A 25,288-nucleotide genomic window follows, 5' to 3' on the forward strand; every position below is an offset into this window, starting at 1 on the left:
ATCAGGCTTCGGTCGAGTCAGGCTTCGGGCGAGCGGCGGTCGGTGACGAAGTCCATGCGGGCGAGGCCGAGAAGGCGGGGGAGGTCCGCATCGGCGGCTTCGTCCAGGAGTGTCGTCAGCTTGGTCGCGGGGCCGGGGTCCGGGAGGCCGAGGGCCAGCACCGGGTCGGCGGCGTCGAGGCCGCCGCGCACATCGATCAGCCGGACGACCACGTCGTCGCGCTGGAAGATCGTGCTGCGCAGCACCGGGCTGTACGGGCTGCCCGCCGCCGCTTCGTCCTGCCGGGCCAGCAGTTCGGCCAGCCGCATGCCGCAGCCGGGCCGCGCCGGGTAGTACAGGGCATGCCGCTCCGCCTGCGGGTCCTCCTGCTCCGCCGTCACATGGTGTACGGCGGGCAGCGCGGCCCGGGTGAAGAAGACCCGGGCGGACTCGGGGTCGTCGAGGTCCCGTTCCTGCTCCAGATAGGGGTTGATGGCCTCCTCCACGGCCCGTACCTCGGGCTGCCGGGCGACGTGACGCAGCGCGGTGAGCAGGTCGCCCCGCACCTCGATGGCCCGCACCACCCGGTTGCCGTGCATGAACAGGGACGTACGGCACAGCCGTGTGGTGTCGTCGACCCGTGGTTCGGGCGAGGCGTAGTCGGCGAGGATCTTCGCGACGGCAGCCTCACTGCCCGGCTTGACCGTGAAGGTGAGGGCGTGGCGGATCACGCCGTCCCCGATCCGGGGCGAGGCCTGGAGACGGCGCTTCGCGGGGGTGGCTTCCGCCGGGCCACCGGTCTCGCGTACGACATGGAAACGAAGCGACCTGGTGTCCCGGACACAGCTGTGCAGCGGCTCCACCATCTGGACGTGCTCCTCGCTGTTCACCCAGGCGAGGAACGGCGGGGCGCTCTCCCACTCACTGGTGATGAGCCACTGCGAGGGGTTCTCGATCGACTGGCACAACTGGTCGCTGACATGCCCGGGAACGGACGCGACCTGGTTGCACAGTTGCTCGTACGCCTCCAGAAACTGCTGCTGGGCTCCGTCGTGAACGTCCACCAGCAGGACGACACGAAGCCGGGATCCGTCGAACACGGACTGGGAGACACGCTGCGAGACCTGGCGCGTCAGCCGTTCTGAAGCAGGTGCGGACGTAGTGGTCATCCTGCTCACTTCTCCTTCGCGGGCAGAGGGGACGTCGGCCGCGGTGCTGCGACATCGGCGTGGCTCGATCCTGTGCCCGTCCCCGGGAGCGCGCGACTCGTATGGACTACGCGGGTGATGGGCCATGAGGGAACCCCGGCACCCAACTGCGCTGGGGTGGCCGGGGCTTCGGATACCGGGGTTCAGACGAGATGGGCGAAGACCACCAGGTTCTCCGGGTAGTCCTTGGCCGAACGGTCGTAGACACCCGCACAGGTGATGAGCCGTACCTCGGCCCGGTTCGTGTCGGCGTAGACACGATCGTTGGGGAACTTGTCCTTCTTGAAGGTCTCCACACTGTCGACCACGAAGGACGCCCTGAGCCCGTCGGCCCGTGCGACGTGGAAGACATCGCCCTTCCTCAGTTCGCGCAGGCGCGCGAACACGGCCGCGGAGGTGGTGGTGTCGACGTGCCCGGCGATGATCGACGTGCCCAACTCGCCGGGGGAGGCGCCCTTGGCGTACCAGCCGACGAGGTTGACGTTGTCGGCGGGCGGGGCTTCGAGCTGCCCCTTGGCGTCGAGGGCGAGGGGGATGAAGGGAGCTTTGACCAAGATCTTCGGGATGTGCAGGAGGGTTGGCTGCGAGGGGGGCAGCTGCTTTTCCGCTGTCGCAGGCGGCTCCGTCTGGGGCGGGGGCGTCACCGCCTGGGGTGCGGCGGGCGGGACCTGCTGGGCAGTCGGCGGGTGCAGGGAACGTTGGACGGTGCCGGAGGACGAGTCCTCGCCGCCGTACAGGGTGGCCGCCAGGACCACGAGGACCGCGGCGCACAGCATGGTCAGGGCCGTACGGAATCGGTTCTCGGCCGGGGCCTCGTCGTCGCCGGAGGCGGCGGGGCCGGGAGCGGGGGCGCGGCCGGGAGCGGGGGCGCGGCCGGGATAGGGGGAGGTGCTGGCGTAGGGGGAGTTATAGGCAGAAGGGGGAGAGGGTGGATACGTAGGACGAGGGGGATAAGGGGGAGCTGCCATCGGGGACCACCTCACTAGGACGCGGCAGCAGGTGGAGGGGCTCGCGGCGGGCGGTCCTCCGCGAGAGGGGCTCGGGGAGGGCCGGCCGGGCCGCCACACGGCAACGTGCGGGTGGCGGCCACGGCGGCTATGTCGTACGACACAGGGTCAGGCCACGCTCGCGACGCTCTTCTTACGGCGCGCCGCAAACAGGCCGGCTCCGGCGACCGCCAGGACGGCCAGCCCGCCCGCGGTCACCGACGGCTCGGCCAGGCCGCCGCCGCCGGTGTGCACGCCGCCGTGGGGCTTGTCGTGCTTGTCCTTCCAGTCCTTGCCGTGTCCCTTGTCCTTGCCCCAGTGGTCCTCGCCGACCGCGGTCAGTGCGCCGCCGCCGGTGTGCACGCCGCCGTGGGGCTTGTCGTGCTTGTCCTTCCAGTCCTTGCCGTGTCCCTTGTCCTTGCCCCAGTCGTCCTCGCCGACCGCGGTCAGCGCGCCGCCGCCGGTGTGCACGCCGCCCTTCGGCCAGTCGTGCTTGTCGTGCTTGCCCTTCCAGTCCTTGCCTTCCTTGCCGTGCTCCTTGCCTTCCTTGCCGTGGTCCTTGCCGTGGTCCTTGCCGTAGGAGGAAGAGTTCTCGCCCTTGGAGGAGGAGTCCTGCTGGTCCCAGTCACCCGCGTAGGCGCCGGGAGCGCCGATAGCCAGGACGGCCGCAGCAGCCCCGGTGGCCAGGAGCATTCGAGCAGAGCGCATCTGACGATCCTTCCGCCGTGGCCGGGCAGCCGACACCTCGTCAGCTGAGTCACCCGACCCCGATGTGAACCACCGTCAGTCACTTGTCCCTCGCCCACCACTCGGGGCGCTCAGCCGGGTGACGCCGCGCCGATCAGCTACCGGTCAGCTCAGTGCCAGGACCGTCGTCAGGACCTGGCGCAGCGTCAATTCCGCATCCTCTGCCGGACCTGAAGATCGCCATGCGACGAACCCGTCGGGCCGCACGAGTACGGCGCCTGTACGCGTCGTGCCATGGCGTTCCGCCCAGTCGGCATCGTCCTCGGGAGCCAGCTCGCTGCCGGCTCCGGTACCGAGCCGGTACGAGACGAGTGGCACGGACAACTCCTCGGCAAGGCGGACGGCGGCCTGGTGCCACCCGCTCGCGTCCTCGGTGTCGCCGTCGCTGAGCAGCACCAGGGATCGCTCGTAGAGGTCGAGGGTGGAGATTCGCCTGCCCTGGTGCCGTACCCACAGGTGAGGTGCCCGGCTGCCGGGGTCCCCGGTCAGGGCGAGTTTCTCCGGGACGACCGGGGCCGCGGGATCGGCGCCGAGGACAGCGCCGTGCGGATAACGGTGCCCGAGGACCACATTGAGGATGCCCTGCCGCGGACCGCCGCCGACGCCGGGCGGCGGGGCGAAACCGGGGTGGCTGTGCTCGGCCGACCGGACGGCGGCGCGGGCGCTGGTCGCCTCCGCCACCGGACGCCGTTCGACGTCGTACGTGTCCAGCAGTCCGTCCCCCGCCCAGCCGCCGAGTACCGCGGCCAGTTTCCAGGCGAGGTTGTGCGCGTCCTGGATACCGGTGTTGGAGCCGAAGGCGCCGGTCGGGGACATTTCATGGGCCGAGTCGCCGGCCAGGAAGACCCGCCCCGACCCGTAGCCGCGAGCCACGCGCTGGGCGGCGTGCCAGGGCGCCTTGCCGGTGATATGGACGTCGAGGTCCGCGTCCCCGACCGCGCGGCGGATGTGGTCGGCACAGCGCTCGTCGGTGAACTCCTCGAGCGTTTCGCCGAGTTCGGGGTGCCAAGGGGCGTGGAAGACCCAGTTCTCGTGGTTGTCCACCGGCAGCAGCGCGCCGTCGGCGTCCGGGTTGGTGAGGTAGCAGACGATGAAGCGACGGTCGCCCACCACCTTGGCGAGGCGGTGGGAACGGAAGGTCACGCTGATGTTGTGGAACAGGTCGCCGGGGCCGCTCTGGCCGATGCCGAGCTGTTCCCGTACGGGGCTGCGGGGGCCGTCGGCGGCGACGAGGTAGTCCGCGTGGATGGTGGTGTGTTCGCCCGTATGCCGGCTCTTGACCACCGCGCTGACACCGGAGGAGTCGGCGTCGAAAGACATCAGTTCGGTGGAGAACCGCAGGTCGCCGCCGAGTGCCGTGGCACGGTCGAGCAGGACCGGCTCCAGGTCGTCCTGGCTGCACAGACACCAGGAACTCGGGCTGAAGCGGGCCAGCCCGCCGCCCGGGTCGATCTCCTTGAACAGCCACTCGCCCGCGTCGCCGACCAGCGTGGGCGTCTGCAGGATGCCGTGGTTGTCGGAGAGGGTTTCCGCGGCCTCCCGGATGGCCGGCTCGACACCGGCCACCCGGAACAGCTCCATCGTGCGTACGTTGTTGCCCCGGCCGCGGGGATGGATGGAAGTACCGGCATGACGCTCCACCAGCGTGTGCCGCACCCCCAGCCGGCCGAGAAACAACGAGGTCGACAGGCCGACCAGGGAACCGCCGACAATGAGCACCGGGACCTCGTGGGCCGCAGGACCGGATCGGCCAGCCTGACCGTCTCGATCGGCTCTTTCGTTCATCACGCGCGCCTCCAGGGTGTGGGCCATTTCCGCCGACTCGGCCGAATCAGGCCGGGATCTCCATACATGCCCCGCAACACGGAGGGTGGCCCAGTCTTCACCCGGAGCGATGTGCCGGCCGTGACTCACTCCCGCGACCGGACTACGCAGTCCTCAGGAACGGTGGGTGACCCAGCGCAGGACGGAATCGGTGACCGCGTCGCCGAGGGAGCTGATGGCATCCACGGCGTACCGGTCGCCGGGGCGCGGTGCGATACCGCGGACGGTGAGCGCGGCATACAGGTCCAGCCGGCGCTGGTCCGCGGCGCTGAGGACGACGATGTTCAGACGCTGAGTGGGATCGGGAGGCGGCAACAGGTGGTCACTGCTGCTTCCGCTGCCTCCGTACGTGGTCGGGCGGTAGGCATCGTGTCCGGATTCGGCTGAGGAGACATATGGGTCGCAGATGGGGTCGCAGTCGGCCCAGACATCCTCGGTCGGGACGAGCGTGTCGCTGAATGCGGTCACCGCGGATCTCCCTTGCTCGGGTGTGTGTCTGCCCGTTGAAGTCGCCAGGCCGGTCGGCGTTGGTTGCACCGTTCCTCAGCAATCCCCCGAATGCCGCAAAAGTATGGATAGGCGCTGCTCGGCCGGATACTCGTGCGGGATGGTACGGACACTGAAACGGCATGGAAGGCACGGCAGGCACGGTGTGGCCGACCAGAAGGCCGAGACCGTGCGGGCACCGGAGGCACATCAAGCACCCGAGGCCGGGCCGGACGAGCAGGTGGAGCGGCAAGCGCCGGACACCCCGACGGATCTGCCCAAGCGCTCCTGGTTGGCTGTGCTGAAAGGCACTCTGAAGGAGTTCAAGAAGGACGAGCTGACCGACCGGGCCGCGGCGCTGACGTACTACGGGATCCTGGCGCTGTTCCCGGCGCTGCTGGCGTTGATCTCGCTGGTCGGGATCGCCGGACGGGCGGCGACGCGGGAGGTGCTGGACAACATCCAGAGTCTCGCCCCGGGGGCGGCGCGGGACGTCCTGAGCAACGCGGTGCAGCAGTTGCAGGGTAGGGCCGGGATCGGCTCCGTCATGGCGATCGTGGGTCTGGTGCTCGCGGTGTGGTCGGCTTCCGGCTATGTCGCCGGGTTCATCAGGAGCGCGAACGCGGTCTATGACGTCCCCGAGGGCCGTCCGGTGTGGAAGGTGCTGCCGGTACGGGTCGGGGTGACCGTGGTGCTGATGCTCATGGCCGTGATCAGTGCGCTGATCGTCGTGTTCACCGGCGCTCTGGCCCGGCAGGTCGGCACCACGCTGGGCGTCGGTGACACGGCCCTGACGGTGTGGTCGTACGCGAAGTGGCCGGTGCTGGTCGTCCTGGTCACGGTCATGATCGCGATCCTGTACTGGGCGACGCCGAACGCGCGGGTCCGCGGCTTCCGCTGGATCACGCCAGGCAGTTTCCTGGCGCTGGTGATCTGGATGATCGCCTCGGCCGGGTTCGCGTTGTACGTGGCGAACTTCGCCTCGTACAACAAGACCTACGGCACGCTCGCCGGTGTGATCGTTTTCCTGGTGTGGCTGTGGATCACCAACCTGGCGATCCTGCTCGGCTTGGAGTTCGACGCGGAGCTGGCCCGCCAGCGCGCTGTCGCAGGCGGCTACCCGGACGAGAAGGAGCCGTATGTGCAGCCGCGCGACACTCGGAAGTGGGACGAGGAGGACCGCCGCCGTCTTGAAACCTGAGGTGGCGGATCACCGCCGCGAGCCTGGTGTGAGAGGGCCCTGGACAGGAAGTCGGCTGGTCATGGGGTTGGTCATGGGAACGATGGCGGATCTGCGTGGCGGGGATCACCGGCTCGCCAGGTGGTCGATCGGGTGGCGGCCACCCTGGGTGCGGCGGGTCGTGCCCGCGGTGGAGGAGGCGGCCGAGCACACCAAGCTGTGGTGGGCGGCGGCCGGGCTGATGGCCGCCGTCGGCGGGTGGCGCGGCCGTACGGCTGCCGTCGCCGGAGTGGTGTCCATGGCGACGGCGCAGGTGCTCTCCAACGCGGTCGTCAAGCAGCTGTCCCGGCGGCGCCGCCCGCCACGGGAATGGGTCCCGCCGGAGGACCTCAGGGGCCGCCCGGCCAGCTCCTCCTTTCCCTCCGGGCACACGGCTGCCGGCTTCGCCTTTGCCGGAGCCGTCACGCCGGTGTGGCCGGCCGCCGGTGCCGCTTGTGGGATGTCGGCGGTGATGGTGGCCGCGGAGCGCGTGCACAGCGGTGCGCACTACCCCTCCGACGTGGCTGCCGGCGGCGTGATCGGGCTGGCCGCAGCCGCCCTGGTACGCGCCGCACCGCGCCTGCCGTGGCGACATGTGTTCTGACGTGTGGTGATGTGCCGTCGCGGGGTACTCGGGGCACTCGACTCGGGGCACCCATCGGACGGCGGAAGAGGGGGGCCGCCGATTTCGCCGAAAGGCCGACGAAGGACCGACCGACGAAGGACAGGTGAGCACCCATGGCAGCAGAGGGCTCCCCTCGCACCGGCAGCGGACCGCAGGAACCGGTCGGTGACCTGGTTCAGCGCGCCTCGCAGCAGCTGTCGCAACTGGTCCGCGACGAGATGCGCCTGGCGCAGGCGGAGATGACCGAGAAGGGCAAGCGGTTCGGCAAGGGCGGCGGCCTGTTCGGCGGCGCCGGCCTGGTGGGTTTCTTCACCCTGCAGGCACTGCTTGCCACCGCGATCGCCGCGCTGTCGCTTGTACTGGACGTGTGGGCAGCGGCTCTGATCGTCGCCGGCGCCCTGGCCGTCATCACCGCGCTGATGGCGACTCTCGGCAGGCAGCAGGTCGGCAAGGCATCCCCGCCGAGGCCCGAGCAGGCCATGGACAGCGTCAAGGCCGACGTGGCCGAGATCAAGGAGAAGGCACAGCGATGACCAAGGACAAGCCGCCCACGGGCGATGAGGCAGCACCCTCCTCGGAGGAACTGCGGGAGCAGGTCGAGGCGACTCGTGAGGAGCTCGGCGAGACCGTCGAGGCCCTCGCGGCGAAGGCGGACGTCAGGGCCCGAGCCCAGGAGAAGACGGTGGCCGTCAAGCAACAGGTCGCCCAGAAGAGCACACAGGTCAGGGCTCAGCTGCGGGACAAGGCGGCGCACGCGGCCCACGTGGTGCACGACAGGACCCCGGAGCCGGTGCGCGACAAGGCCGCCGCCGCCACGGGGCAGGTCCGCGACAAGGCGACCGCCGCCACCGGGCAGGTCCGCGACAAGGCGGCGCATGTCGGAGAGCTGGCCCGGGAGAAGGCTCCGGAGCCGGTACGGGAGAAGGCCGGCAGGGGCATGCAGGCGGCGCGGGCCAACCGCACCCCGCTGCTCGCCGCGGCCGGCGCGCTCATCGCGCTGGTGCTCATCCGCCGCTCCAGGAGGCGTCGATGAAAGCCTCGAAGTTCGCCTAAGCCGGTCGGCATGGCCATGGGCGCCCTCAGCGGCGTCTTGGCCGGTTCGGTGTTCAAGCAGGTCTGGAAAGAGCTCGGCCACGAAGAGGACGCCCCCGACGCGACCGACGAGCACCGCACCTGGCGCGAGGTCGTGTCGGCAGCCGTCGTGCAGGGCGCGATCTTCGCCGGCGTAAAAGCCGTCGTCGACAGAGGCGGCGCCGTCGCCACCCGCCGCCTGACGGGCACCTGGCCCGGCTGACTGACGCGCGCCGGAAACGAGCCGGGCTCACCGGTGCGGTGTTCCGCCGGCAGGATGCAGGTGCGTAGACCGCACGCCGACGCGACGCCGTCGCGGACCGGGTTGTCGCCGACCCGACGGAGCCCCGTCCTTTCTGCCTGCGCGGGAGTACCGTGGGCAAAACGAGGGTCGTCGTGCCCACCTGACAGGTCGTCTCCAGCACGCCACCCATCCACCAGGGGCAGCCCGTGACCCCGGCCGCGCCTCCTCCCCGCGGCCTTCACCCAGGTCAAGGAGCCCCGTATGACGACCGCACTGCCACTCCCGCTTCCCTCTCACCCCGTCCTCCGGCTGCGCCTGGCACCGCACGGAGGCATGCCCCGGCCCATCGACGGAGCCTGGTGGCCCCGCTCGTACGACCTGCTCGCGGAACTCCCGCGGCTGCTCGCCGGGTTGCCGCGCGCATGGGGCCACATCAGCAGCGTCACGGTCAACGGGGCGGTGTGGTCCGCGACGCCGGGCCGGATGCTCGTCGTCAACCAGGTCGTACGACTGCGAAGGACCCTGGCGGCATCGGCCCAGCACACCGTCGTCCTCATCGCCCCCGGCCGGGGGCGCTGGGATCTGCTGGTCGTCCCGCCGGAAACGACCGAGGAGGCCGCGGAACCGCTCATGGCCGCCGCGGCGGGCAGCCACGTCTGAGCAGCCGCGGCGGTCGGTCACTTTGAGCAACTTCACGATGCTCAGGCAGGTTCAGGTGCCGGGGGCCGCTCCGTACAGCTTCCTCTTCCTCGAAACGACGGCAGCTTGAGGGCGGGTGTCCACCGCCACGACACTTCGCGCTGCTCGCGTGTCACACCGATGGAACCCAAAAGCAACACGTGAGGTCCTGCCCTGCCCTGCGGGACGGTCCTACCATCGAGTCTCTTCTGCGCGTGTCGGGGGACGGGGGAACCGGGGGGTGAGGGCCATGCGAGGCAGGGACCGGGTCGTGAGCGGGGTGGCGTCCGCGCTGGGGCGCATCGCCGGAGTGGGCGCGCCTGCGGCGCGGACCCGGGCTCCGACGCGGACTCGTCACCCTTACCGTCACTGCGACAACTACGGCGACAGCGTCCACTAGGACTCCCAGGCGTACTGGGCGGTCCGGGGCGGCCCGGCGTTCCAGCCCGAGCCCCCGGGCATCCGCGTGGAGAGCAAGTTCCACCCCGTGGACACTGCCCCACGCGAGGTCGCCGAACTGGCCTGATCACAGGCCGATACACCGAGCCCGCCGCCATATGCAGGCGGCCGGCTTCCTCAACACCATGGTCCGCTGAGAGGCACCGTGATCCGCAACAGGTTCCGTAGATCCACTGTCAACGTCGCAGATGCCACGCAGGCAGGCATCCCCAAGTTGATTCACATCATCTGGGTCGGCGAGAAGGCCTTCCCCTACCGGGACAACTTCCGCACCTGGAAGGAGCACAACCCCGACTACCGGGTGCAGCTCTGGACCGACAAGAACCTCCCGGCACTGCACAACCAGTGGGTCTACGACGCCCTCGCCGACCAGCCGCCCGCCGTACGGGCCGACCTTCTCCGCCTCGAACTCCTCGCCCAGCACGGCGGCATCTACACCGACGCCGACTCCTGGTGCACCCAGCCCATCACCCCCCTGATCGACGGCCTGGCTCTATTCGGCATGACCGGCAACAAGGGCAACGTCCAGAACGCCACCCTCGGCACCGTCCGGGACCACCCCGCCTACCGCACGATGGTCGAAGGCGCCGGAGCGCGCTACCTCCGCCTGGCCTACGCCAAGCGCAACACGACCGAGAAGTACGAGGTCTTCGACATCTTCGGCACCCGCTACATCACCCCCATACTGCGTTCCTTCCCCGGCTTCACCCAGATCGACCATGGCGCGGTCAAGGGAAGTCGCCGCCTGATAGTCGTTGAGGGCCTGGACAAAACCAGCGAGGCATACATCGTCCACGCCAACGCCACCACTTGGAAAAAGCCGGACAGCGACAACCGGCTCACACTCACACCGGCCCGCCCCGAAATGTCATGAGCTGCCCCGAGTTTCGTAGAGCCCAAGAACCGTAGATCAGCTCAGGCCACCGGCTGCCGTCGCGCTTCCCGTGCCGTTGCTCGCGTCAGGAGGCCGGTCGCGGCGGCCCTCGCCGGTTGTCGTGCGTTATCGGATGGAGCGGTGACGGGAGCGCTGAGACCAGCTCACGGCAGTGACGGCCAGTGCGGCCACGAGGACCACGATGCCGATGATCAGCAGGTAGCCCAGCCCCTCCGTAACTGCTCCGATGAGTCCCAGCACGACGGCGACCAGAACGAGAAGCAGCAAGAGAGCCATGACCCGAACACCTCCTTCGGGATGAGCACGGACCGTCAGCGGCGGGCGAGTCGCCGCTCGCCGCCTGCGCCCCTCTGGTAGCTCATGTCGTAGTACTGGAAGATCGCTTCCTCTGCCTCGGCGGGCAGGACGTCGTCCACCCCGATCGAGGGCGCCTTCTTCACCAGCGCCTTGGCGTAGGGCACCTTGACGTAGTCCGGTCCGAGGAGCGCCTCGTCGAGGGGCACGAAGACCAGCTGGTAGTGGGTGGGGAGTCCGGTGCGGACTGTGGCCACGGCCGGTTCGTCGTTGGTGGTGTTCACGTAGACCGCTTCGAGTACGCCGATCTTGTGGCCCTTCGGATCGACGACGCTGTGGTTGCGCCACTCGCGGATATCGGCTGCATGGATCATGGCCTGCCTCCTGAGCCGTTGATCCGGGCCGGTACGAGCCGTCCCTGCGGGCAGTCGCAGCCCGCTGAGCTCGGTGGCCCTGGGTCCTTCCAGGTTATAGGGGAACCTCTGCCTCGCGCCCGAGGACCTCGCGCTGTGCTCGCGTTCGCCGGGCTTCGGGGCATTGGGATTGCTCACGCTGGTGAAAACGGCGCAGATGAGAGCGGTCCCGCAGCCGTCCGCAGAGGGTCTGCCATGTGACCGCAGAGAACGTGGCGGGACTCATCGTGGCCGTCTGTCCGGTCGGATGCCTCGTTCCGGCCCGGATCTTCCCGTAGGTCTGAGCCGCCCGGACATACCCACCGCACACCCGGTGCCGTCCGGTGCCGGAGGCCCTTTACCGGAGACGGTCAGGTGGGTGATGCTGACCCGGCGTTGGAGGGATGATCGACACGGCAGGGGCCGGTCGGTCCGGAGGGGGAGGCCGCCGTGGTGCGCGTAGTGCTGCTTGGACCGGTTCAGGTGTACGCCGATGATGTGACGCCGGTCGAGGTCGGTGGCGTTCGGCTGCGGATGCTCCTCGCCAGGCTGGCCCTCGAAGAGGGACGGACGGTGTCGGTCGACTCGCTCGTCGACGGCCTGTGGGGAGAGGAGCCGCCCGCCGACGGGGCCAACGCGCTGCAGGCACTGGTGTCCCGGCTGCGCAGGGCGCTGCGCGGGTCCGCAGCGGTGGAGTCCGTGTCCGGCGGCTACCGGCTCTCGGTGCGGGCCGAGGACGTGGACGTCCACCGCTTCGAGGACCTGATCGCTCGGGGCAGGCGGGAACTCGCAGCCGGGCGGGCCGGCGAAGCGGCCTCGCTGCTTGGAACGGCGCTCGGGCTGTGGCAGGGCGCGGCGCTCGCTGATGTCCTCGACGCCCCGTTCGCCGGGCCCGTCGCGACCCGGCTCGACGATCTGCGGACCGCGGCGGCCGAGGACCACTGCGATGCCGAACTGCGGCTCGGACGGTACAAAGAGGTGCTGGCCGACCTCGAAGCGGCCGGTGCCGAGCGGCCGTTGAGCGAGCGGGTCGCCGGGTTACGGATGCGGGCGCTGTCCGCGGCCGGACGGCAGTCCGACGCCCTCGCGGTGTACGAGGCGATACGGGAGCAGCTCGACGACGAGTTAGGCATCGATCCGTCGGGCGAGTTACGGGAGATCCATCTGGCCCTCCTGCGAGGAGAGTTGAAGACGCCCGCCGAGCGGGCCGAGGCCACCCCGAGCCGCCTCCCGGCCCGGCTCACCAGCTTCGTCGGCCGTGACGGTGAACTGGACCGGCTCGCCGGGCAGTTGGCCCGCGGCCGGCTCGTCACCATCGTCGGACCCGGCGGCGCGGGCAAGACCCGGCTCTCCCTCGAAGCGGCCACCTGGGACCGCGCCCACGCGCGCGGCCGGGTCTGGTTCGTGCCGCTCGCCGGTGTGAGCGCACCGGACCAGCTGGCCGACGCGGTCCTCGGCGCCCTCGGCTCCACCGACGGCCGCCTCTACGACGCCGGCCAGGGGCAGCGGGCCACCCCGGTCGAGCGCATGGCCGGGCTCATCGGCAGCGGCGACGCCCTGCTCCTGCTCGACAACTGCGAGCACCTCGTCGAGGCGGCCGCGGAACTCACCGCCGAACTCCTCGACCAGATCCCGGAGTTGCGGATCCTCGCCACCAGCCGCGAGGCCCTCGCCATCACCGGCGAGTCCCTGTGCCACCTCGGCCCGCTCGACATGCCGATGGGATCACCGGAGCCCACCGAGGCCGCGCAGTCGCCCGCCGTCCGCCTCTTCGTCGACCGGGCCGTCGGCGTCCGCCCGGACTTCACGCTCGACGACTCGACCCTCGACGCCGTGGTCGAGGTCTGCCGACGGCTCGACGGCATGCCGCTCGCCCTCGAACTGGCCGCGGCGAAGCTCCGCTCGATGAGCGTCGAGCAGATCGCGCGCCGCCTCGACGACCGCTTCCGCCTCCTCTCCTCAGGCAGCCGCACCGCCCTGCCCCGCCAGCGCACCCTGCTCGCGCTCGTCGAGTGGAGCTGGGACCTGCTCGACGAACCCGAGCGGATCCTCGCCCGCAGACTGTCGGTGTTCCCGGGCGGCGCGACCGTCCTCGCGCTCGAAGCGGTCTGCGCGGACCCGTCGCTCCCGGCCGCCGACATCCCGTACGTCCTGGACGCCCTGGTGGAGAAATCGCTGGTCGACGCCGTCGACGAAGGGGCGGACGAGCCGCGCTACCGGATGCTTGAGACGGTACGCGCGTACGCCGCGAGGCAGCTCGCCGACGCCGAGCCCGGGGACGCCGTCACCAAGCGCTATGCCGCGTACTTCCTGGCCCTCGCGGAAGAACACGAACCCCGCCTTCGTACCGGCGAACAGCTGCGCGCGATCGAGGTCTTCGACGCCGAACACGACAACCTCGTCCTCGCGCTGCGCTCGGTCGTCGACGCCCGGGACGGGGACCTGGCAGCACGCTTCGCCGGGGCGATGTTCTGGTACTGGGGGGTCAGGGGGATGAGCACCCAGCTCGACACATATATGGCGGAGGTCGCCGGGCCGGATTCCGTACAGGTACGGGATTCCGTACGGGCAGGGGATTCCGTAGGGGCACGGGATTCCGTACGGGCAGGGGGGCGCGAACGTCCGGCCGCGGACGGCGAGTCGGCGACGGCACGTGAGTTCCACCCGGCCGCACTGCTCCTTCGGATGTCCCAGGTCTCCCTCCCCACGAGCGCATCAGGACCGGGCAGAACCGCGGACCAGGACCCCCTCGACTCGCCCGACCCCTGGGTGCGGGCCAGCGCCCACCTGGCACGGGACTTCGCCCTCACCGAACAGGGCGACCTGGTCACCGGGGCCGAGTCCCGGATCGAGGCCCTGCGCGGCTTCGAGGAGGTGGGCGACCGCTGGGGGCTCGTGATGAGCCTGCTCCCGATCGGCCGCGACCACTCCCTGCGCGGCGAGTACCCCCAGGCCATCGCCACCTTCGAACGGACTGTGGCACTCAGCTCCGAACTCGGCACCGAGGACTACCTCTACATCAGCAAGGCCAGACTCGCCCGCGAACGCCGGCGCAGCGGCGACCTGGAGGGCGCCTTCCGCGATCTGCACGCCGCACACCGGCAGGCCCGCGAGCGCGGACAGCTGCGCCTGGAGGCCAACATCCTCGTGGGCCTGGCCAATGTGCACCGCAGGGCCGGTGACCTGGTGCAGTCCGACGCGACCCTCGACCGTCTCGAGGCGCTGAGCGCCCGGCGCCCTTCCCTCAGAGAACTGGCCCGCGACCTGATCGTCAGCACCCGCATGGAAAACCGTCTCGCCGAGGGGGACGCCGTGCAGGCCAGGGCCCTGCTGCCGGAGGCGGCCGGCGCCCTGTTCAGCCAGGGCGCGGGCGCAGCGCTCGCCTGGGTGGCCGAACTGCTCGGCGGACTACGGGCATTGGAGGGCGATCCCGAAGCCGGCGCCAGATCGCTCGGCATGAGCCAGGTGATGCGCGGCGCCTTCGACTGGGGCGAGCCGGAGTGGCGCGAGCTGGTCGACCGCATCGTGGCGACGCTGGGTGAGGAGGGCTTCAAGAAGGCGTTCGAGGAGGGGGCTGCGTACTCCCGCGAGGACGCGCTGCGGTGGCTGGAGGCAGAGACCCTGCGGGCGGTGTCACGGATGTGACGAGGTGCGCGCGGTCATGCGGACAGCCGGACGGGGTCCGCAGCACTGTGGGTGCGGACCCCGCCCGGCCGGGCTTGTCACCGGAGGATCATCCGGCGTTCTTGCGGTAGGCGCGCAGGGCCAGCGGGAAGAAGACCGCGATCACGCCGGCCATCCAGGCGAGGCTGCCGGCCAGGGGACCGGCGACCTCGCCGCCGTTGAGCAGGCCGCGGACCGCGTCGGACACCAGGGAGACGGGGTTGACGTCGGACCAGGCCTGGAGCCAGCCGGCCATGCTGTCGGTGGGGATGAAGACGTTGCTGGCGAAGGTGAGCGGCAGGATCAGGATGGTCATCAGGCCCTGCACGGAGGCGGGGTTCTTGATCAGCATGCCGAGGAACACCGAGAGCCAGGAGAAACTGAGGGCGAAGCCGATCAGCAGGGCGAGCGCGGCGAGTGAGGCGATCGGACCGGTCTCGAAGCGGTACCCCATGACCAGGGCGAGGACGACCAGGGTGCCCAGGCAGACGACATAGCGGACGATGTCCGCCAGCACAGCGCCGATCAGAGGGCTGGATCGGGCGATCGGCATGCTGCGGAACCGGTCGAAGATCCCTGTACTGGCGTCCGCGCTGAGCGAGGCGCCGATGCCGACGCTGGCCTGGAAGACGGCCATGACCATGACGCCCGGGGTGATGAGCTGCAGGTAACCGTCGATGTCGCCGCCGGACATGGCGTCCCCGAAGAGGTAGGCGAACATCAGCAGGCTGATGATCGGGGTGAGGATCACATCGACCAGCTGGATGGGCGACTTCATGAACTTGGTGACGCCGCGGCCGGCGAGGGCGAGGCTGTGCCGGGCGGTCTGCGCGAGGCTGATACGGCTGGGGAGCTCGGCGTGGGCGCTGAGGGTCTGGGTGCTCATGACGGGGTCCTCTCGGGAAAGTCTGCGCGGAACGGGGGAGCTGGGGATCAGACGGCGACTGGCTGTTCGTCGGTGACGGCAGGCGCGTGTCCGGTCAGGGCGAGGAAGACCTCGTCCAGGCTGGGCAGCCGCAGGCCGAGCTCGTCGGCGGTGATGCCGGCGCCGTCCAGGCGACGGGCGACCGCGGCGACGAGCAGCGGGTCGTCGACCGGGACGGTCAGCACGCCGGAGTCCTGCACGGGGGAGTGGCCGGACAACTCGGCGACCAGCTGCGCGACCCGCGGCACATCGGCGGCCATGGCGGGCCGGACCTGGAGGATCTGGCCGCCGACGCGGCGCTTGAGCTCACCGGGCCGGCCTTCGGCGACCTTGCGGCCCTTGTCGAAGACGGTGATGGAGTCGGCGAGCTGGTCGGCCTCTTCGAGGTACTGCGTGGTCAGCAGCACCGTGGAGCCGTCCGCGACCAACTTCCGTACGACATCCCAGACTTCCTGCCGGGCGTGCGGGTCAAGGCCGGTGGTGGGCTCGTCCAGGTAGAGCACCTGGGGCCGGCCGACCAAGGAGGCGGCCAGGTCCAGACGCCGCCGCATGCCGCCGGAGAAGGTGGCGATCGGCTTGCGGGCCGCCTCGGTCAGGGAGAAGTTCTCCAGGAGCTTGGCGGCCCGCGCCTTCGCATCACGCCGGGACAGGCCGAGCAGCCGCCCGATGAGCACCAGGTTCTCGGCGCCGGACAGGGTCTCGTCCACGGAGGCATACTGACCGGTCAGCCCGATCAACTGCCGGACCTTGACCGGGTCCTTGACGATGTCGTGGCCGCCGATGGTGGCGTGTCCGGCGTCGGGGCGCAGCAGCGTCGCCAGGATGCGCACGGTGGTGGTCTTGCCGGCACCGTTGGGGCCCAGGACGCCGACGACCTTGCCGGCCGGGACCTCCAGGTCGACGCCGTCCAGGGCGGTGAAGTCGCCGTACTTCTTGACCAGTCCCTCGGCCCGGATCGCGTACGCCATGTTCAACAACTCCTCGTCAGGTCCTTCGTCGTTCTCGATGACCACGACGATGCCGGGCCCCGCTGACAGCCCGCGGCCCGCACGCTGACAGCGGTCGCCGACAGCTGTCAGGCGGTATCAGAGGACTCGGTGAACAGGCCCGGCACGCGCTTCCTCAGGAGCGTGTGCCGGGCCGAATGAGCCGGTGGTGATCACCAGAGACACAGGAAGGGCCTGATCCTCAATGAGGATCAGGCCCTTGACCCAACCGAGACCGTTCTCGCGGCTGTCAGGGAATGGCTCCCTGCTGCTGACGCACGACGCGCACGACGCGCGCGACGCGCACGACGCGCGCGACGCGCACGACGCGCGCGTTGCGGCTGGTCGTGATGCACTGGCTTTATGGGAGGTGTGTCATGTCTGGTCGTGCCGGCAAGACCCGCAACATCTTTCTCGTTTGGCTGATCTGGCCGCTGATCACGCTGGGCATCTACCACCTGGTCTGGTATTACAAGGTGAATCGCGAAGCTCGGGACTTTGATGAGCGGATCGAGGTCAATCCGGTGTTGGCTCTTCTGGCCCTCACGGTCGGATGGCTGGTGATCGTTCCCCCGTTCGTATCGGTCTACAACACCGGTCTGCGCATTGCCCGTATGCAGCAGTCGGCGGGGATGCAACGGACCTGCAACCCCTGGATCGGGGTCATCCTCATGATCGTCGCCGGTCTGTACCCGCTCTACTACCAACACGAGCTGAACCAGATCTGGGCCCATTATCAGATCCCAGCAGAGGGCGAACAGGTGCCTCTTGCGGCTTGACGTGTGCAGAAACACGGCTCTGGAAGGGCGTTCAGTACGGAGCGTATGCCCAGGTTGCCGTGCCGGTCGCGGCCGCCGGTGGTGATGGCGGCGGAGGCGAAGCCGTCGTAGTGGGGGCAGATACGGAGCCCCGCTCAGCCCTGCGCGACATCGATCCCTCCGCGATCCGGCGAACGTACTGAGTCCTCAGTCCTGCGCGGGGATGTCCAGGGCGGTCCCGTACAGGCGGGAGACCCGGATCAGGATCACCACGCGCCGGTCGGGCAGCGGCTGCTCGCCGGGGGCCGCCCCGTCGGCCGGGTCCACTATTTCCGCCTCGCCCTCCGCCACGGCGAACGACCAGATGTCCGGACCGCTGACGTGCAGTGAGGTGTGCGGGTCGCGGCGCAGCTGGCGGACCTTGAGGCGGTCGGCGGTGGAGGAGACGCGCAGTACGTGGTCCTCGGCGTTCCAGTCGTAGAGGACGGTCGACAGGTGCGGGTGGCCGGTGCTCCTGACGCTCGCGAGTACGCCGAACTGCTGCTGCCGCAGCAGCTGGGAGAGCTCCTGGTCGGTAAGCACTCGGGGGGCCGGGCCGTCGTTCTTGGTGGTGCCGGTGGTCTCGGTGCCGGTGGTGGTCTCGGTGGCGGTGTTCTCGCTCATGGGGATCAGCCTTTCGGCGGTCGGGGTGTGGGTGGGGGTGAGGGCTGGTCAGACGGCTGCGGTGTGGGCGGGAGCCGGCGTGTCGGTGGCCGCCTCCTGGGCGGCCTGGCGCTCGGGGCGGCGCAGCATCGTGAAGGCGACGGCGAAGGCGATGACCAGCAGCCCCGCGCCCACCGCGAAGGCGAGCCGGTAGCCGCCGGTCAGTGCCTCGGCCGTCGTCCGGCCCTCCGTCGCGAGGCTCTCGGTGCGGGAGGCGGCCAGGGTGGACAGGACCGCGACGCCCAGTGCCATGCCGATCTGCTGGGTGGTGTTGAACAGGCCGGACGCGAGACCGGCGTCCTCCTCGTTCGCGCCGGACATACCGAGTGTGGTCAGCGCCGGCAGCGCGAGGCCGAAGCCCGCGGCGAGCAGCATGACCGGAAGGAGGTCGACGGCGTAACTGGCCTGCACGGGGACGCGGGCGAGGAGGGCGAGGACGCCGATGAGGAGCACGATGCCCGCCAGCAGGACGTTGCGCTCACCGAAGCGGCCGTTGAGACGCGCGGAGACTCCCAGGGAGACGGCACCGATGACGGCGGCTGCCGGGAGCATCGCGAGGCCGGTCTCGGCGGCGCCGTATCCGAGCACCTTCTGGAGGTACAGGGCGACGAGGATCTGGAAGGAGAAGAGCGCGGCGACCATCAGGATCTGGACCAGGTTGGCGGCGGAGACGCTGCGTGAGCGGAAGATCCGCAGCGGCATCAGCGGGTTCTTCGCGGTGGCCTGACGGACGAGGAACGCGGCGAGCAGTACGGCGGCGAGGGCGCCCAAGCCGAGGGTGCGGCCCGAGGTCCAGCCGTACTCCTCGACCTTGACGACGGTGTAGATGCCGAGCATCAGACCGGCGGTGACCACAACCGCGCCGAAGACGTCCGCGCCCGCCCTGAGGCCCAGACCGACGTCACCGGGCAGGACGCGGACGGCGATCGCGAGGGCGGCGATGCCGATCGGCAGGTTGATGAAGAAGATCCAGTGCCAGTTGAGCGCGTCGGTGAGTACGCCGCCGAGGACCTGGCCGATGGACGCGCCCGCCGCGCCGGTGAAGCTGAAGACGGCGATGGCCTTGGCGCGCTCCCTGGGCTCGGTGAACAGCGTCACGAGGATGCCCAGGCTGACGGCGGAGGCCATGGCGCTGCCGATGCCCTGGAGGAAGCGGGCGGCGATCAGTACGGCGGGTGAGGTGGCCACGCCGGCCAGCAGCGAGGCGGCGGTGAAGACAGCGGTGCCGGCCAGGAACATGCGCCTGCGACTGATCAGGTCGCCGAGCCGGCCGGCCAGCAGGAGCAGGCTGCCGAACGCGATGAGGTAGGCGTTGACGACCCAACTGAGGCCGGCGGGAGTGAACCCCAGGTCGTTCTGGATGGCCGGCATCGCCACGGTCACGATGGAGCCATCGAGGATGATCATCAGCATCCCGGCGGCGATGACGCCGAGGGCGAGCCGGCGTGAGCGAAGGGCGGCGGGAGAAGCGGGCGACGACGCGGAGTCGGATGCGGCAAACATGCGATCTCTCCTGTCAGTTGAGGCGACAGGAGAGACCGTAACAGATAGTTTCGTTGCAGACTATTTTTTTCGGGATTGCTTTGACCCCGCTCCCCGCCTACCTGGACTGGCGCGCCCGGCGGGCGGTGCGCGGGGCCTCGACAGGAGTCGCCAGACCGTCGTCGACCAGGCGATTCAGGGCCCGCAGGAGAGCCTCCCTGTCCCCCTCGGGAAGCGTGACCAGGGCGTCGCGATGTACTTGGTCGACGATCTTCTGGCTCTGCCTGGCGACGCGGGCACCCTCGTCGGTGACGGCGATGATCCGGGCCCGCCGGTCCGTACTGGAGGGGCGGCGCTCGGCCAGACCCGCCTTCTCCAGGGCGTCCACCGTCACCACCATCGTGGTCTTGTCCATGTCGCCGATCTCGGCGAGCTGGACCTGGGTGCGCTCCTCCTCCAGGGCGTGGACGAGCACACAGTGCATGCGGGCGGTCAGGCCGATCTCGGCGAGGGCGGCGGACATCTTGCTCCGCAGGACGTGACTGGTGCGGTCGAGGAGGAATGACAGGTCCGGTTCGATGCGCGCGGGCGTCATGGCGGTCATACCTGCCAGCGTAGAGCAGATCGATCCGAGGCGGATTATCCAGAAGAGACCTTAATGGCCGCTTGACGAGATCTCCCGGCTCGTCGGCCTTTCCGGTACGGCTGTGACCGAGGAGGTCTACCGGAAGCGGATCCGGCCCGTGGTCCAGACCGGCGCCGTGGTCGTGGACGGCATCTTCAAGTGGGATCCGGAGCGGTAGTCACGCAGACAAAACAGGTCAGGCACCTACTCACGTGAGTAGGTGCCTGACCTGTCGTTCAGGACACCGTACGCTTGCCCGGCACGTCGGGGCTCAGCCGCGGATCCAGCCCCGCATGGGGGGAGTGGAGAGGGCCTCGTCCACCGTACGCAGGGCCTGGGGTTCCGGAGTGTCGCTCGGAGCCGTGACGGCCAAGGTGGCGGTGCTCGTCGTCGTGCTGGTCGGTCTCACCACCCAGTTCCCGGGCAGTACGGAGACGAGGCGGACGACCGCGGTCTCCGGTGCCGCCGAGGGCAGAGCCTCCTCCGTCTTGCGGATGCTGACCAGTAACTGCGTGGGCATGAGAACTCCGGGGTCGGGCTGTGCCGGCGCACGGCCGGTGACACAGCGGTCAATGGTGGGACGGGGGTGGCGGAGGCGCCGGAGCGGTCACCGGCTGGCCACGGCCGGGATCGCGTCCGGCCCGGTGAGCTCGGACGGAGCGCCCGGCGTCAACGGTACGCAGGGCAGGGCGCCGGTTCCGGTGCGGGCCGCGGTCAGTGCGGCCAGGACTCCCGCGGAGCCGGTGGCGAGGTCCGTGGACAGCCGGAGCAGGTGGTCGCCGAGGAAACCGGTGGCCCCGCCCTCCTGCTCCACCGCGAACAGGTCCAGGCCGGCGGTCAGGGCACGGATCGCCCGTCGGGTCGCGTCCGAGCCGTCGTCGGTGTGGACCAGAGCCGCGAGCGCGCCCGCCTTGCCGGTGAACAGGCCGCAGGCCGGATGGAACTCCGAGGTCAGATCGGTCAGCAGGGCGTCCTGCACGGCGGTGAGCCTCGGGTCCCGGCGATGGGCCAGGAAGGCATGGACCGCGATGGCCTGGCCCGCTCCACCGTACGCCAGTTGGTGCCCGTGCCAGGGTGCCGGCGGCGGGGTCTTCGGCCCGCCGGGCAGCCGGCCGGAGATCAGCAGGTCGTGGGTGAGGGCCGCATGGGCGGCGTCGAGCAGGTCGTGGTCCGGGCCGTGGGCGGTGAGAAGGAAGAGTGCCTCGCCCGAACCGCCGCGCAGCAGACCGGGACGTCGGCCGGACGCCGGATCGAGCGATACCTCTGACGATGCGTCAGCGGTGAGCCGGGCGGTCAGTTCGTCGGCGAGCCGGTGTGCCTCCCGGGCCAGGGAGTCGTCGCCGCGGCGGTCGGCGAGGTGGAGCAGCGCCATGCCGAGCCCTGCCGTGCCGGCCGCGAGGCTGTGGTCGGGGCTGCCGTCCCGGTGGTGTTCGCGGGGTCGGGCGAGGGCGCGATCCAGCAGTTCGGCGGCCTCGTCGGGGCGGCCCAGGTCGTGCAGGACACAGGCGATTCCGGCCAGCCCGTCGTAGAGCCCGGGGCGGGCGGTGTCCAACCGGCGGGCGGCTCCGGCCAGCCAGTCGACGTGCGGCTCGGGCACTTCGACCCCCGCGCCGTGCAGCGCCCACAGCACTCCCGCCGCGCCGTTGGCGATGTTCAGACCGCCGTCCGGATGGCTGAACTGGTCGGCGTCACCGGGGAAGAGACGATCCGTCCGCTCGGGCGTGGCGGAGGCAAGCACGCCCGCACTGATCCGCCCGACGGAAACCAGCGGGCCGTCCACGGGTGCCGCAGATCCCGCAGACAGCCCGGACTTCCCGAGTGTCGCGAGGGCCGCGGGCGCCGATGCTGCGAATGCTCCGGACTCCCTGCGTGGGGCCGCTGCCGCGGGTGCCACGGGTGTCCCGAATACCCTGGTCTCAGGGCTCAGATCCGCGCGCACCTGCGCTCCGAACGCCTCCGGCACCGGAAAGTTTTCCATGATCCGGGCGATCAGTTCCTCGGCCCTCTGGGGTGCCCACGACAGCAGCGCCGTCAGGGGGAGGAAGGTGCTGAGGCGGAGGCAGCCGAGAGCGTAGCGGTCGACGGCCGGACCGGTGGTGCCTGCGGGGGCGGCGAAACCGGGGGCGCCGATGGCCTGACCGGTGTGGCCGCCGACGGGGCGGGTGGTCTCCAGGTCGATGAAGGCGACACTGCCGTCGGGGCGTATCAGGACGTTGTTGGGGTGCAGGTCACCGAAGACCAGGTCGCGTTCGTGCATGGAGGTGACGGCGGCCTCGATCTGGTCGAGGACGTCCAGCGCCCAGCGCGTGTACTCGGCGACGGGCATCGCGGTCTGCCTCGCGGTCACGGCGTGGACCAGCGGATTGCGGGCGGTCACCTCCTTGCCGAGCGGCTCGCCGTCCACGTACTCCCGCGTCAGGAACCAGTGTTCGTTGCCCTTGCGCCAGTCCAGGACGCGCGGGAACGCGGGGAGTCCGTCGAGTGCGGCCAGCGCGTCGTGCTCATGGCGGAGCCGGGCGACCGCGTCGGCGCCGGTGTCGTCCAGGCCGGCGTGCGGCCGGCCCTCCTTGACGAGCACCGGCCGGCCGTCGCGGGTGTCGGTGGCCCGGTAGACGCCGCCGCCGTTGGAGAAGTGCAGCGCCTGCGTGATCTTGAAGGGGAAGGAGCCGAGCCCGCCGCCCTTGTTGCGGTCGGCCAGTGCCTGCGCGATGAACGGCGGCAGCCGCACCCACGCCGGGGGACGGAAGGCGGGGCCGCGTACGTCGGGGACGAGGTTGCCGTCCGGGTCCTCGATGCAGGGGACGGACTCGCCCGACGGGCCGCGGCCCATACGGAGCGTGAAGCCGCCGTAGCGGACGTACAGCGGACCGCGGCGCCAGCGCAGGTCGCTGAGGATGGCGGGACCCGGACGGCCGCCGACAAGGGCGTCCAACTCCTCCAGCACACAGTGGAGTTCGGCGTCGTCCTGGGGGTAGACGGTGATGAACTTGCCGCTGCTCCCCCGGTCCCCGTACTTGCTGTTGCGCAGCATCAGCATCCCGGGGCTGGTGAGGAACTTGAACAGCAGCGACCGCCGGAAGCAGTAGTCGCGGACGGCGTCCAGCACCTCGGGCGCGCTGTCGGTGGTCGCCGAGACGTGGATCTTCCAGCCCTGTGTGGGGAGTTGGGGATCCGCGGGCGTCAGTACGGTCCACTCGCCCATGGCCGTACGCGTCCAGCCGGCGGGCGGTTCGGCCGCCGCGAGGGGGAAGACCTCCTCACCGGTGACGGCGGCGGGGCGGTCGTAGAAGGGGGTGCCCGGCGGGCAGTGGGCAACATGGCGCAGGGACATGGCGGGGTCCTCCGGGGCGGCGTACCAGAAGTCGGGGAGTGGAAGTTCAGGGGAGAAGCGGGCCGAGGTAGGAGACCGCGAACCACTTCCACAGCGGGTGGTCTCCGGCCCGCACCTCGGCGATGCCGGTCCCGTCGGGACCGCTCGCGGCGGGCGTCGTGGCGCCGCGCTCCAGTGGGTACGCCCGCATCGCGAGCCACGGGCGGTCGTTGTCGACCGGGAGCATCGCGGTCAGCGGCGCCAGTGTCTTGTGACCGACGGGCTCGCCGAGCCGGGCCGTGCCGACCTCGGGGCGGCTGAACAGGCCCGAGCGGCGCAGGGTCACCGGGGTGCCCTCCTCGAGCTCGAAGCCGGCACCGCCCTCGGGGACCAGCAGGCTGAGGCTGCCGTCGCTGTTGGTGGTGTAGCCGGCCGAGACGGTGGCGGGAACCTGGACGAGCGTGGCGGCGAGGCCGAGCGAAACCGCCGCGAGCAGTCCGGCGGCTGCGATGCGGAGCGGACGGGCGCCCGCCCGGAGAGCGTCCTTGACCAGGGTGGCGGTGCCCTTGCCGAGCCGCCACAGCAGGTATCCGAGACCGCATACCATCAGCACCGATCCGGCGATGCCCAGCCGCTGGAGGATCGAGGACCACAGGGTCAGGGCGGTCGACACCAGGTACAGCGGGAAGAGCAGGCAGGCGATCCCGTATGGAACGGCCCAGCGGCGCCCGGACAGTTCACGCCCGTAGTCACGGCCGCCGAACAGCAGCCGGGCGACGAACCGGCGGGCGTCGGTCATGGCCTTCTCCCGCAGGTGGGATATGTCGAGGTGGCTCATCAGCGCGATGTAGCCGTCCAGCTTCACCAGCGGCAGCAGATTGACCGCGCAGGTCATGTAGTTGACGAGGGCGACGAGCAGCAGGGTGTCGCGCGGCGGTCCGGCGGGCACGAGGAGCGCTGCGAGGGCGGCGGACCCGGCGGCCACGGCCTGTACGGCGATGCCGGCGAGGGCGACCTGGACGCGCTGGCGGGGGCTGGGCAGCCGCCAGCCGTCGGACACGTCGCAGAAGAAGGCCGGCGACATGTAGAAGAGCATGAAGCCCATCCGGCTGGGCCGGCCGCCGTGGTGGGTGAGGACCGCGCCGTGCGCGATCTCGTGGACGGCGGTGGTGAGCAGGACGCCGAGCATCACCGCGGCGTACGACCACAGCGGCATCGGGCGGCTGAGGGCCGCTCCGAGGGTGGGACCGGAAGCGGCGAGGGCCAGAACACCGAGCAGGATGACGGCCGCCGCACCGGCGAGGACCGCGCGGTGGGCGAGCGGCCGGATCAGCGGGGTGAGACGGCGGAGCATTCGCTCCGGCTTGAGCAGGGTGAACTGGATGGTCAGCGGCCCGGCGAAGCGGACCCGGCGCACGCGCTGGGCGGGCCTGCCGTCGTCGAGCAGTTGGGAGTCGGCGAGGTTGCGGATCGCGCGGTCGACGTGGTCCGGCGTCCAGGGCCGGCCGAGGTCGGCGGCGAGCTGGTCGTGGTCGCGACTGCCGTCGAGGAGGCGGACCAGCCGGGCCAGGTTCTCGCTGGTGCGGAAGTGCTGGTGCTCGCCGCGCTGGATCACCCAGGGGGCGCCGTCGGTGAGCGGCTCGTGCACGGCGACGTCGCCGGCGGTACGGGGCCGCTCCAGGTCGGGTGCGGCGGCGGTCTTGGTTGCGGGCATGGTGGGAGCACCTCGG

At 70.5% G+C, this 25,288-nt stretch carries 23 protein-coding genes and 1 pseudogene; 9 read left to right on the top strand and 15 right to left on the bottom strand.

All coding sequences use genetic code 11. From position 1 onward, the window contains the following. Positions 1 to 17: 17 nt before the first annotated feature. The 5 genes from ACGFNK_RS29085 to ACGFNK_RS29105 form a co-directional block, all read right to left on the bottom strand. Positions 18 to 1,148, bottom strand: coding sequence for a SchA/CurD-like domain-containing protein (locus tag ACGFNK_RS29085; RefSeq protein WP_393420576.1), 1,131 nt, complete (start codon positions 1,146 to 1,148; stop codon positions 18 to 20). Positions 1,149 to 1,330: 182 nt separating this feature from the next. After that, on the bottom strand, positions 1,331 to 1,963 hold the full coding sequence (locus ACGFNK_RS29090; RefSeq protein ID WP_393420863.1) for a class F sortase: 633 nt from the start codon (positions 1,961 to 1,963) through the stop codon (positions 1,331 to 1,333). A 339-nt stretch (positions 1,964 to 2,302) separates the two neighbouring features. Beyond that, positions 2,303 to 2,881, bottom strand: a complete 579-nt coding sequence (locus ACGFNK_RS29095; protein ID WP_393420578.1) for a hypothetical protein — start codon at positions 2,879 to 2,881, stop codon at positions 2,303 to 2,305. 144 nt (positions 2,882 to 3,025) lie between these two features. Continuing rightward, complete coding sequence (locus tag ACGFNK_RS29100; RefSeq protein WP_393420580.1) at positions 3,026 to 4,705, bottom strand: FAD-dependent oxidoreductase; 1,680 nt, start codon at positions 4,703 to 4,705, stop codon at positions 3,026 to 3,028. A 153-nt stretch (positions 4,706 to 4,858) separates the two neighbouring features. Then, positions 4,859 to 5,212 carry a hypothetical protein gene (locus ACGFNK_RS29105; protein WP_393420582.1) on the bottom strand — a complete coding sequence of 118 codons (354 nt, stop codon included), beginning with the start codon at positions 5,210 to 5,212 and terminating at the stop codon, positions 4,859 to 4,861. Positions 5,213 to 5,351: 139 nt separating this feature from the next. On the opposite strand from ACGFNK_RS29105, the gene ACGFNK_RS29110 reads away from it, so the two are divergent. From ACGFNK_RS29110 to ACGFNK_RS29140, 7 genes and pseudogenes are all read left to right on the top strand, one after another. Beyond that, positions 5,352 to 6,431 carry a YihY/virulence factor BrkB family protein gene (locus ACGFNK_RS29110; protein WP_393420584.1) on the top strand — a complete coding sequence of 360 codons (1,080 nt, stop codon included), beginning with the start codon at positions 5,352 to 5,354 and terminating at the stop codon, positions 6,429 to 6,431. Positions 6,432 to 6,504: 73 nt separating this feature from the next. Beyond that, positions 6,505 to 7,053, top strand: coding sequence for a phosphatase PAP2 family protein (locus ACGFNK_RS29115; protein WP_393420586.1), 549 nt, complete (start codon positions 6,505 to 6,507; stop codon positions 7,051 to 7,053). Between the two features lie 134 nt (positions 7,054 to 7,187). Next, the gene (locus ACGFNK_RS29120) at positions 7,188 to 7,607 is read left to right on the top strand and encodes a phage holin family protein (protein WP_393420588.1); all 420 of its coding nucleotides are present in this window, start codon (positions 7,188 to 7,190) and stop codon (positions 7,605 to 7,607) included. After that, a complete protein-coding gene (locus tag ACGFNK_RS29125; RefSeq protein ID WP_393420590.1) occupies positions 7,604 to 8,107 on the top strand; it encodes a DUF3618 domain-containing protein in 504 nt (167 codons plus the stop codon). The genes ACGFNK_RS29120 and ACGFNK_RS29125 overlap by 4 nt, the downstream gene beginning before the upstream one ends. Further along, a pseudogene (locus ACGFNK_RS29130) lies at positions 8,104 to 8,368 on the top strand (DUF4235 domain-containing protein). Before ACGFNK_RS29125 ends, ACGFNK_RS29130 begins: the two are co-directional and overlap by 4 nt. A gap of 282 nt (positions 8,369 to 8,650) precedes the next feature. Beyond that, positions 8,651 to 9,049, top strand: a complete 399-nt coding sequence (locus ACGFNK_RS29135; RefSeq protein WP_393420592.1) for a DUF5994 family protein — start codon at positions 8,651 to 8,653, stop codon at positions 9,047 to 9,049. 622 nt (positions 9,050 to 9,671) lie between these two features. Continuing rightward, positions 9,672 to 10,400 carry a glycosyltransferase family 32 protein gene (locus ACGFNK_RS29140; RefSeq protein WP_393420594.1) on the top strand — a complete coding sequence of 243 codons (729 nt, stop codon included), beginning with the start codon at positions 9,672 to 9,674 and terminating at the stop codon, positions 10,398 to 10,400. Between the two features lie 126 nt (positions 10,401 to 10,526). On the opposite strand, the gene ACGFNK_RS29145 is transcribed toward ACGFNK_RS29140, so the two are convergent. Both ACGFNK_RS29145 and ACGFNK_RS29150 read right to left on the bottom strand, forming a co-directional pair. Further along, positions 10,527 to 10,697, bottom strand: a complete 171-nt coding sequence (locus tag ACGFNK_RS29145) for a hypothetical protein (RefSeq protein ID WP_393420596.1) — start codon at positions 10,695 to 10,697, stop codon at positions 10,527 to 10,529. Between the two features lie 35 nt (positions 10,698 to 10,732). Continuing rightward, entirely contained in the window at positions 10,733 to 11,089 is a 357-nt protein-coding gene (locus tag ACGFNK_RS29150) for a PRC-barrel domain-containing protein (RefSeq protein ID WP_393420598.1), read from the bottom strand. Between the two features lie 468 nt (positions 11,090 to 11,557). Here ACGFNK_RS29150 and ACGFNK_RS29155 point away from each other — a divergent pair, with 468 nt between their 5' ends. After that, positions 11,558 to 14,752 carry a BTAD domain-containing putative transcriptional regulator gene (locus ACGFNK_RS29155; protein ID WP_393420600.1) on the top strand — a complete coding sequence of 1,065 codons (3,195 nt, stop codon included), beginning with the start codon at positions 11,558 to 11,560 and terminating at the stop codon, positions 14,750 to 14,752. An 88-nt stretch (positions 14,753 to 14,840) separates the two neighbouring features. Here ACGFNK_RS29155 and ACGFNK_RS29160 read toward each other — a convergent pair whose 3' ends face one another. Together ACGFNK_RS29160 and ACGFNK_RS29165 are read right to left on the bottom strand one after the other, a co-directional pair. Beyond that, positions 14,841 to 15,656, bottom strand: a complete 816-nt coding sequence (locus ACGFNK_RS29160) for an ABC transporter permease (protein ID WP_393420602.1) — start codon at positions 15,654 to 15,656, stop codon at positions 14,841 to 14,843. A gap of 47 nt (positions 15,657 to 15,703) precedes the next feature. Beyond that, positions 15,704 to 16,663 carry an ATP-binding cassette domain-containing protein gene (locus tag ACGFNK_RS29165; protein WP_386354423.1) on the bottom strand — a complete coding sequence of 320 codons (960 nt, stop codon included), beginning with the start codon at positions 16,661 to 16,663 and terminating at the stop codon, positions 15,704 to 15,706. A 395-nt stretch (positions 16,664 to 17,058) separates the two neighbouring features. Here ACGFNK_RS29165 and ACGFNK_RS29170 point away from each other — a divergent pair, with 395 nt between their 5' ends. After that, positions 17,059 to 17,460, top strand: a complete 402-nt coding sequence (locus ACGFNK_RS29170; RefSeq protein WP_393420604.1) for a DUF4234 domain-containing protein — start codon at positions 17,059 to 17,061, stop codon at positions 17,458 to 17,460. A gap of 186 nt (positions 17,461 to 17,646) precedes the next feature. Here ACGFNK_RS29170 and ACGFNK_RS29175 read toward each other — a convergent pair whose 3' ends face one another. The 6 genes from ACGFNK_RS29175 to mpaP form a co-directional block, all read right to left on the bottom strand. Then, positions 17,647 to 18,102 carry a pyridoxamine 5'-phosphate oxidase family protein gene (locus ACGFNK_RS29175; RefSeq protein ID WP_393420605.1) on the bottom strand — a complete coding sequence of 152 codons (456 nt, stop codon included), beginning with the start codon at positions 18,100 to 18,102 and terminating at the stop codon, positions 17,647 to 17,649. A gap of 48 nt (positions 18,103 to 18,150) precedes the next feature. Then, on the bottom strand, positions 18,151 to 19,644 hold the full coding sequence (locus ACGFNK_RS29180; protein ID WP_393420607.1) for an MFS transporter: 1,494 nt from the start codon (positions 19,642 to 19,644) through the stop codon (positions 18,151 to 18,153). A 97-nt stretch (positions 19,645 to 19,741) separates the two neighbouring features. After that, a complete protein-coding gene (locus ACGFNK_RS29185) occupies positions 19,742 to 20,227 on the bottom strand; it encodes a MarR family winged helix-turn-helix transcriptional regulator (protein WP_386354375.1) in 486 nt (161 codons plus the stop codon). A 292-nt stretch (positions 20,228 to 20,519) separates the two neighbouring features. Beyond that, positions 20,520 to 20,768 carry a hypothetical protein gene (locus tag ACGFNK_RS29190; RefSeq protein WP_393420609.1) on the bottom strand — a complete coding sequence of 83 codons (249 nt, stop codon included), beginning with the start codon at positions 20,766 to 20,768 and terminating at the stop codon, positions 20,520 to 20,522. 87 nt (positions 20,769 to 20,855) lie between these two features. Further along, complete coding sequence (gene lanKC / locus ACGFNK_RS29195; RefSeq protein WP_393420611.1) at positions 20,856 to 23,579, bottom strand: class III lanthionine synthetase LanKC; 2,724 nt, start codon at positions 23,577 to 23,579, stop codon at positions 20,856 to 20,858. A 46-nt stretch (positions 23,580 to 23,625) separates the two neighbouring features. After that, on the bottom strand, positions 23,626 to 25,272 hold the full coding sequence (mpaP, locus tag ACGFNK_RS29200; RefSeq protein ID WP_393420613.1) for a daptide biosynthesis intramembrane metalloprotease: 1,647 nt from the start codon (positions 25,270 to 25,272) through the stop codon (positions 23,626 to 23,628). Positions 25,273 to 25,288 lie beyond the last annotated feature (16 nt).

Origin of the sequence: Streptomyces sp. NPDC048825 (assembly GCF_043198355.1) — a bacterium.
GTDB classification, from domain to species: domain Bacteria; phylum Actinomycetota; class Actinomycetes; order Streptomycetales; family Streptomycetaceae; genus Streptomyces; species Streptomyces xiangluensis.

Bases quoted from the DNA above. Each gene is read 5' to 3' on its own strand.
- ACGFNK_RS29085 (WP_393420576.1), bottom strand. From the start codon at position 1,148: ATGACCACTACGTCCGCACCTGCTTCAGAACGGCTGACGCGCCAGGTC.
- ACGFNK_RS29090 (WP_393420863.1), bottom strand. From the start codon at position 1,963: ATGCTGTGCGCCGCGGTCCTCGTGGTCCTGGCGGCCACCCTGTACGGC.
- ACGFNK_RS29095 (WP_393420578.1), bottom strand. From the start codon at position 2,881: ATGCGCTCTGCTCGAATGCTCCTGGCCACCGGGGCTGCTGCGGCCGTC.
- ACGFNK_RS29100 (WP_393420580.1), bottom strand. From the start codon at position 4,705: ATGAACGAAAGAGCCGATCGAGACGGTCAGGCTGGCCGATCCGGTCCT.
- ACGFNK_RS29110 (WP_393420584.1), top strand. From the start codon at position 5,352: ATGGTACGGACACTGAAACGGCATGGAAGGCACGGCAGGCACGGTGTG.
- ACGFNK_RS29115 (WP_393420586.1), top strand. From the start codon at position 6,505: ATGGGAACGATGGCGGATCTGCGTGGCGGGGATCACCGGCTCGCCAGG.
- ACGFNK_RS29120 (WP_393420588.1), top strand. From the start codon at position 7,188: ATGGCAGCAGAGGGCTCCCCTCGCACCGGCAGCGGACCGCAGGAACCG.
- ACGFNK_RS29125 (WP_393420590.1), top strand. From the start codon at position 7,604: ATGACCAAGGACAAGCCGCCCACGGGCGATGAGGCAGCACCCTCCTCG.
- ACGFNK_RS29135 (WP_393420592.1), top strand. From the start codon at position 8,651: ATGACGACCGCACTGCCACTCCCGCTTCCCTCTCACCCCGTCCTCCGG.
- ACGFNK_RS29145 (WP_393420596.1), bottom strand. From the start codon at position 10,697: ATGGCTCTCTTGCTGCTTCTCGTTCTGGTCGCCGTCGTGCTGGGACTC.
- ACGFNK_RS29150 (WP_393420598.1), bottom strand. From the start codon at position 11,089: ATGATCCATGCAGCCGATATCCGCGAGTGGCGCAACCACAGCGTCGTC.
- ACGFNK_RS29160 (WP_393420602.1), bottom strand. From the start codon at position 15,656: ATGAGCACCCAGACCCTCAGCGCCCACGCCGAGCTCCCCAGCCGTATC.
- ACGFNK_RS29165 (WP_386354423.1), bottom strand. From the start codon at position 16,663: ATGGCGTACGCGATCCGGGCCGAGGGACTGGTCAAGAAGTACGGCGAC.
- ACGFNK_RS29170 (WP_393420604.1), top strand. From the start codon at position 17,059: ATGTCTGGTCGTGCCGGCAAGACCCGCAACATCTTTCTCGTTTGGCTG.
- ACGFNK_RS29175 (WP_393420605.1), bottom strand. From the start codon at position 18,102: ATGAGCGAGAACACCGCCACCGAGACCACCACCGGCACCGAGACCACC.
- ACGFNK_RS29180 (WP_393420607.1), bottom strand. From the start codon at position 19,644: ATGTTTGCCGCATCCGACTCCGCGTCGTCGCCCGCTTCTCCCGCCGCC.
- ACGFNK_RS29185 (WP_386354375.1), bottom strand. From the start codon at position 20,227: ATGACCGCCATGACGCCCGCGCGCATCGAACCGGACCTGTCATTCCTC.
- ACGFNK_RS29190 (WP_393420609.1), bottom strand. From the start codon at position 20,768: ATGCCCACGCAGTTACTGGTCAGCATCCGCAAGACGGAGGAGGCTCTG.
- lanKC (WP_393420611.1), bottom strand. From the start codon at position 23,579: ATGTCCCTGCGCCATGTTGCCCACTGCCCGCCGGGCACCCCCTTCTAC.
- mpaP (WP_393420613.1), bottom strand. From the start codon at position 25,272: ATGCCCGCAACCAAGACCGCCGCCGCACCCGACCTGGAGCGGCCCCGT.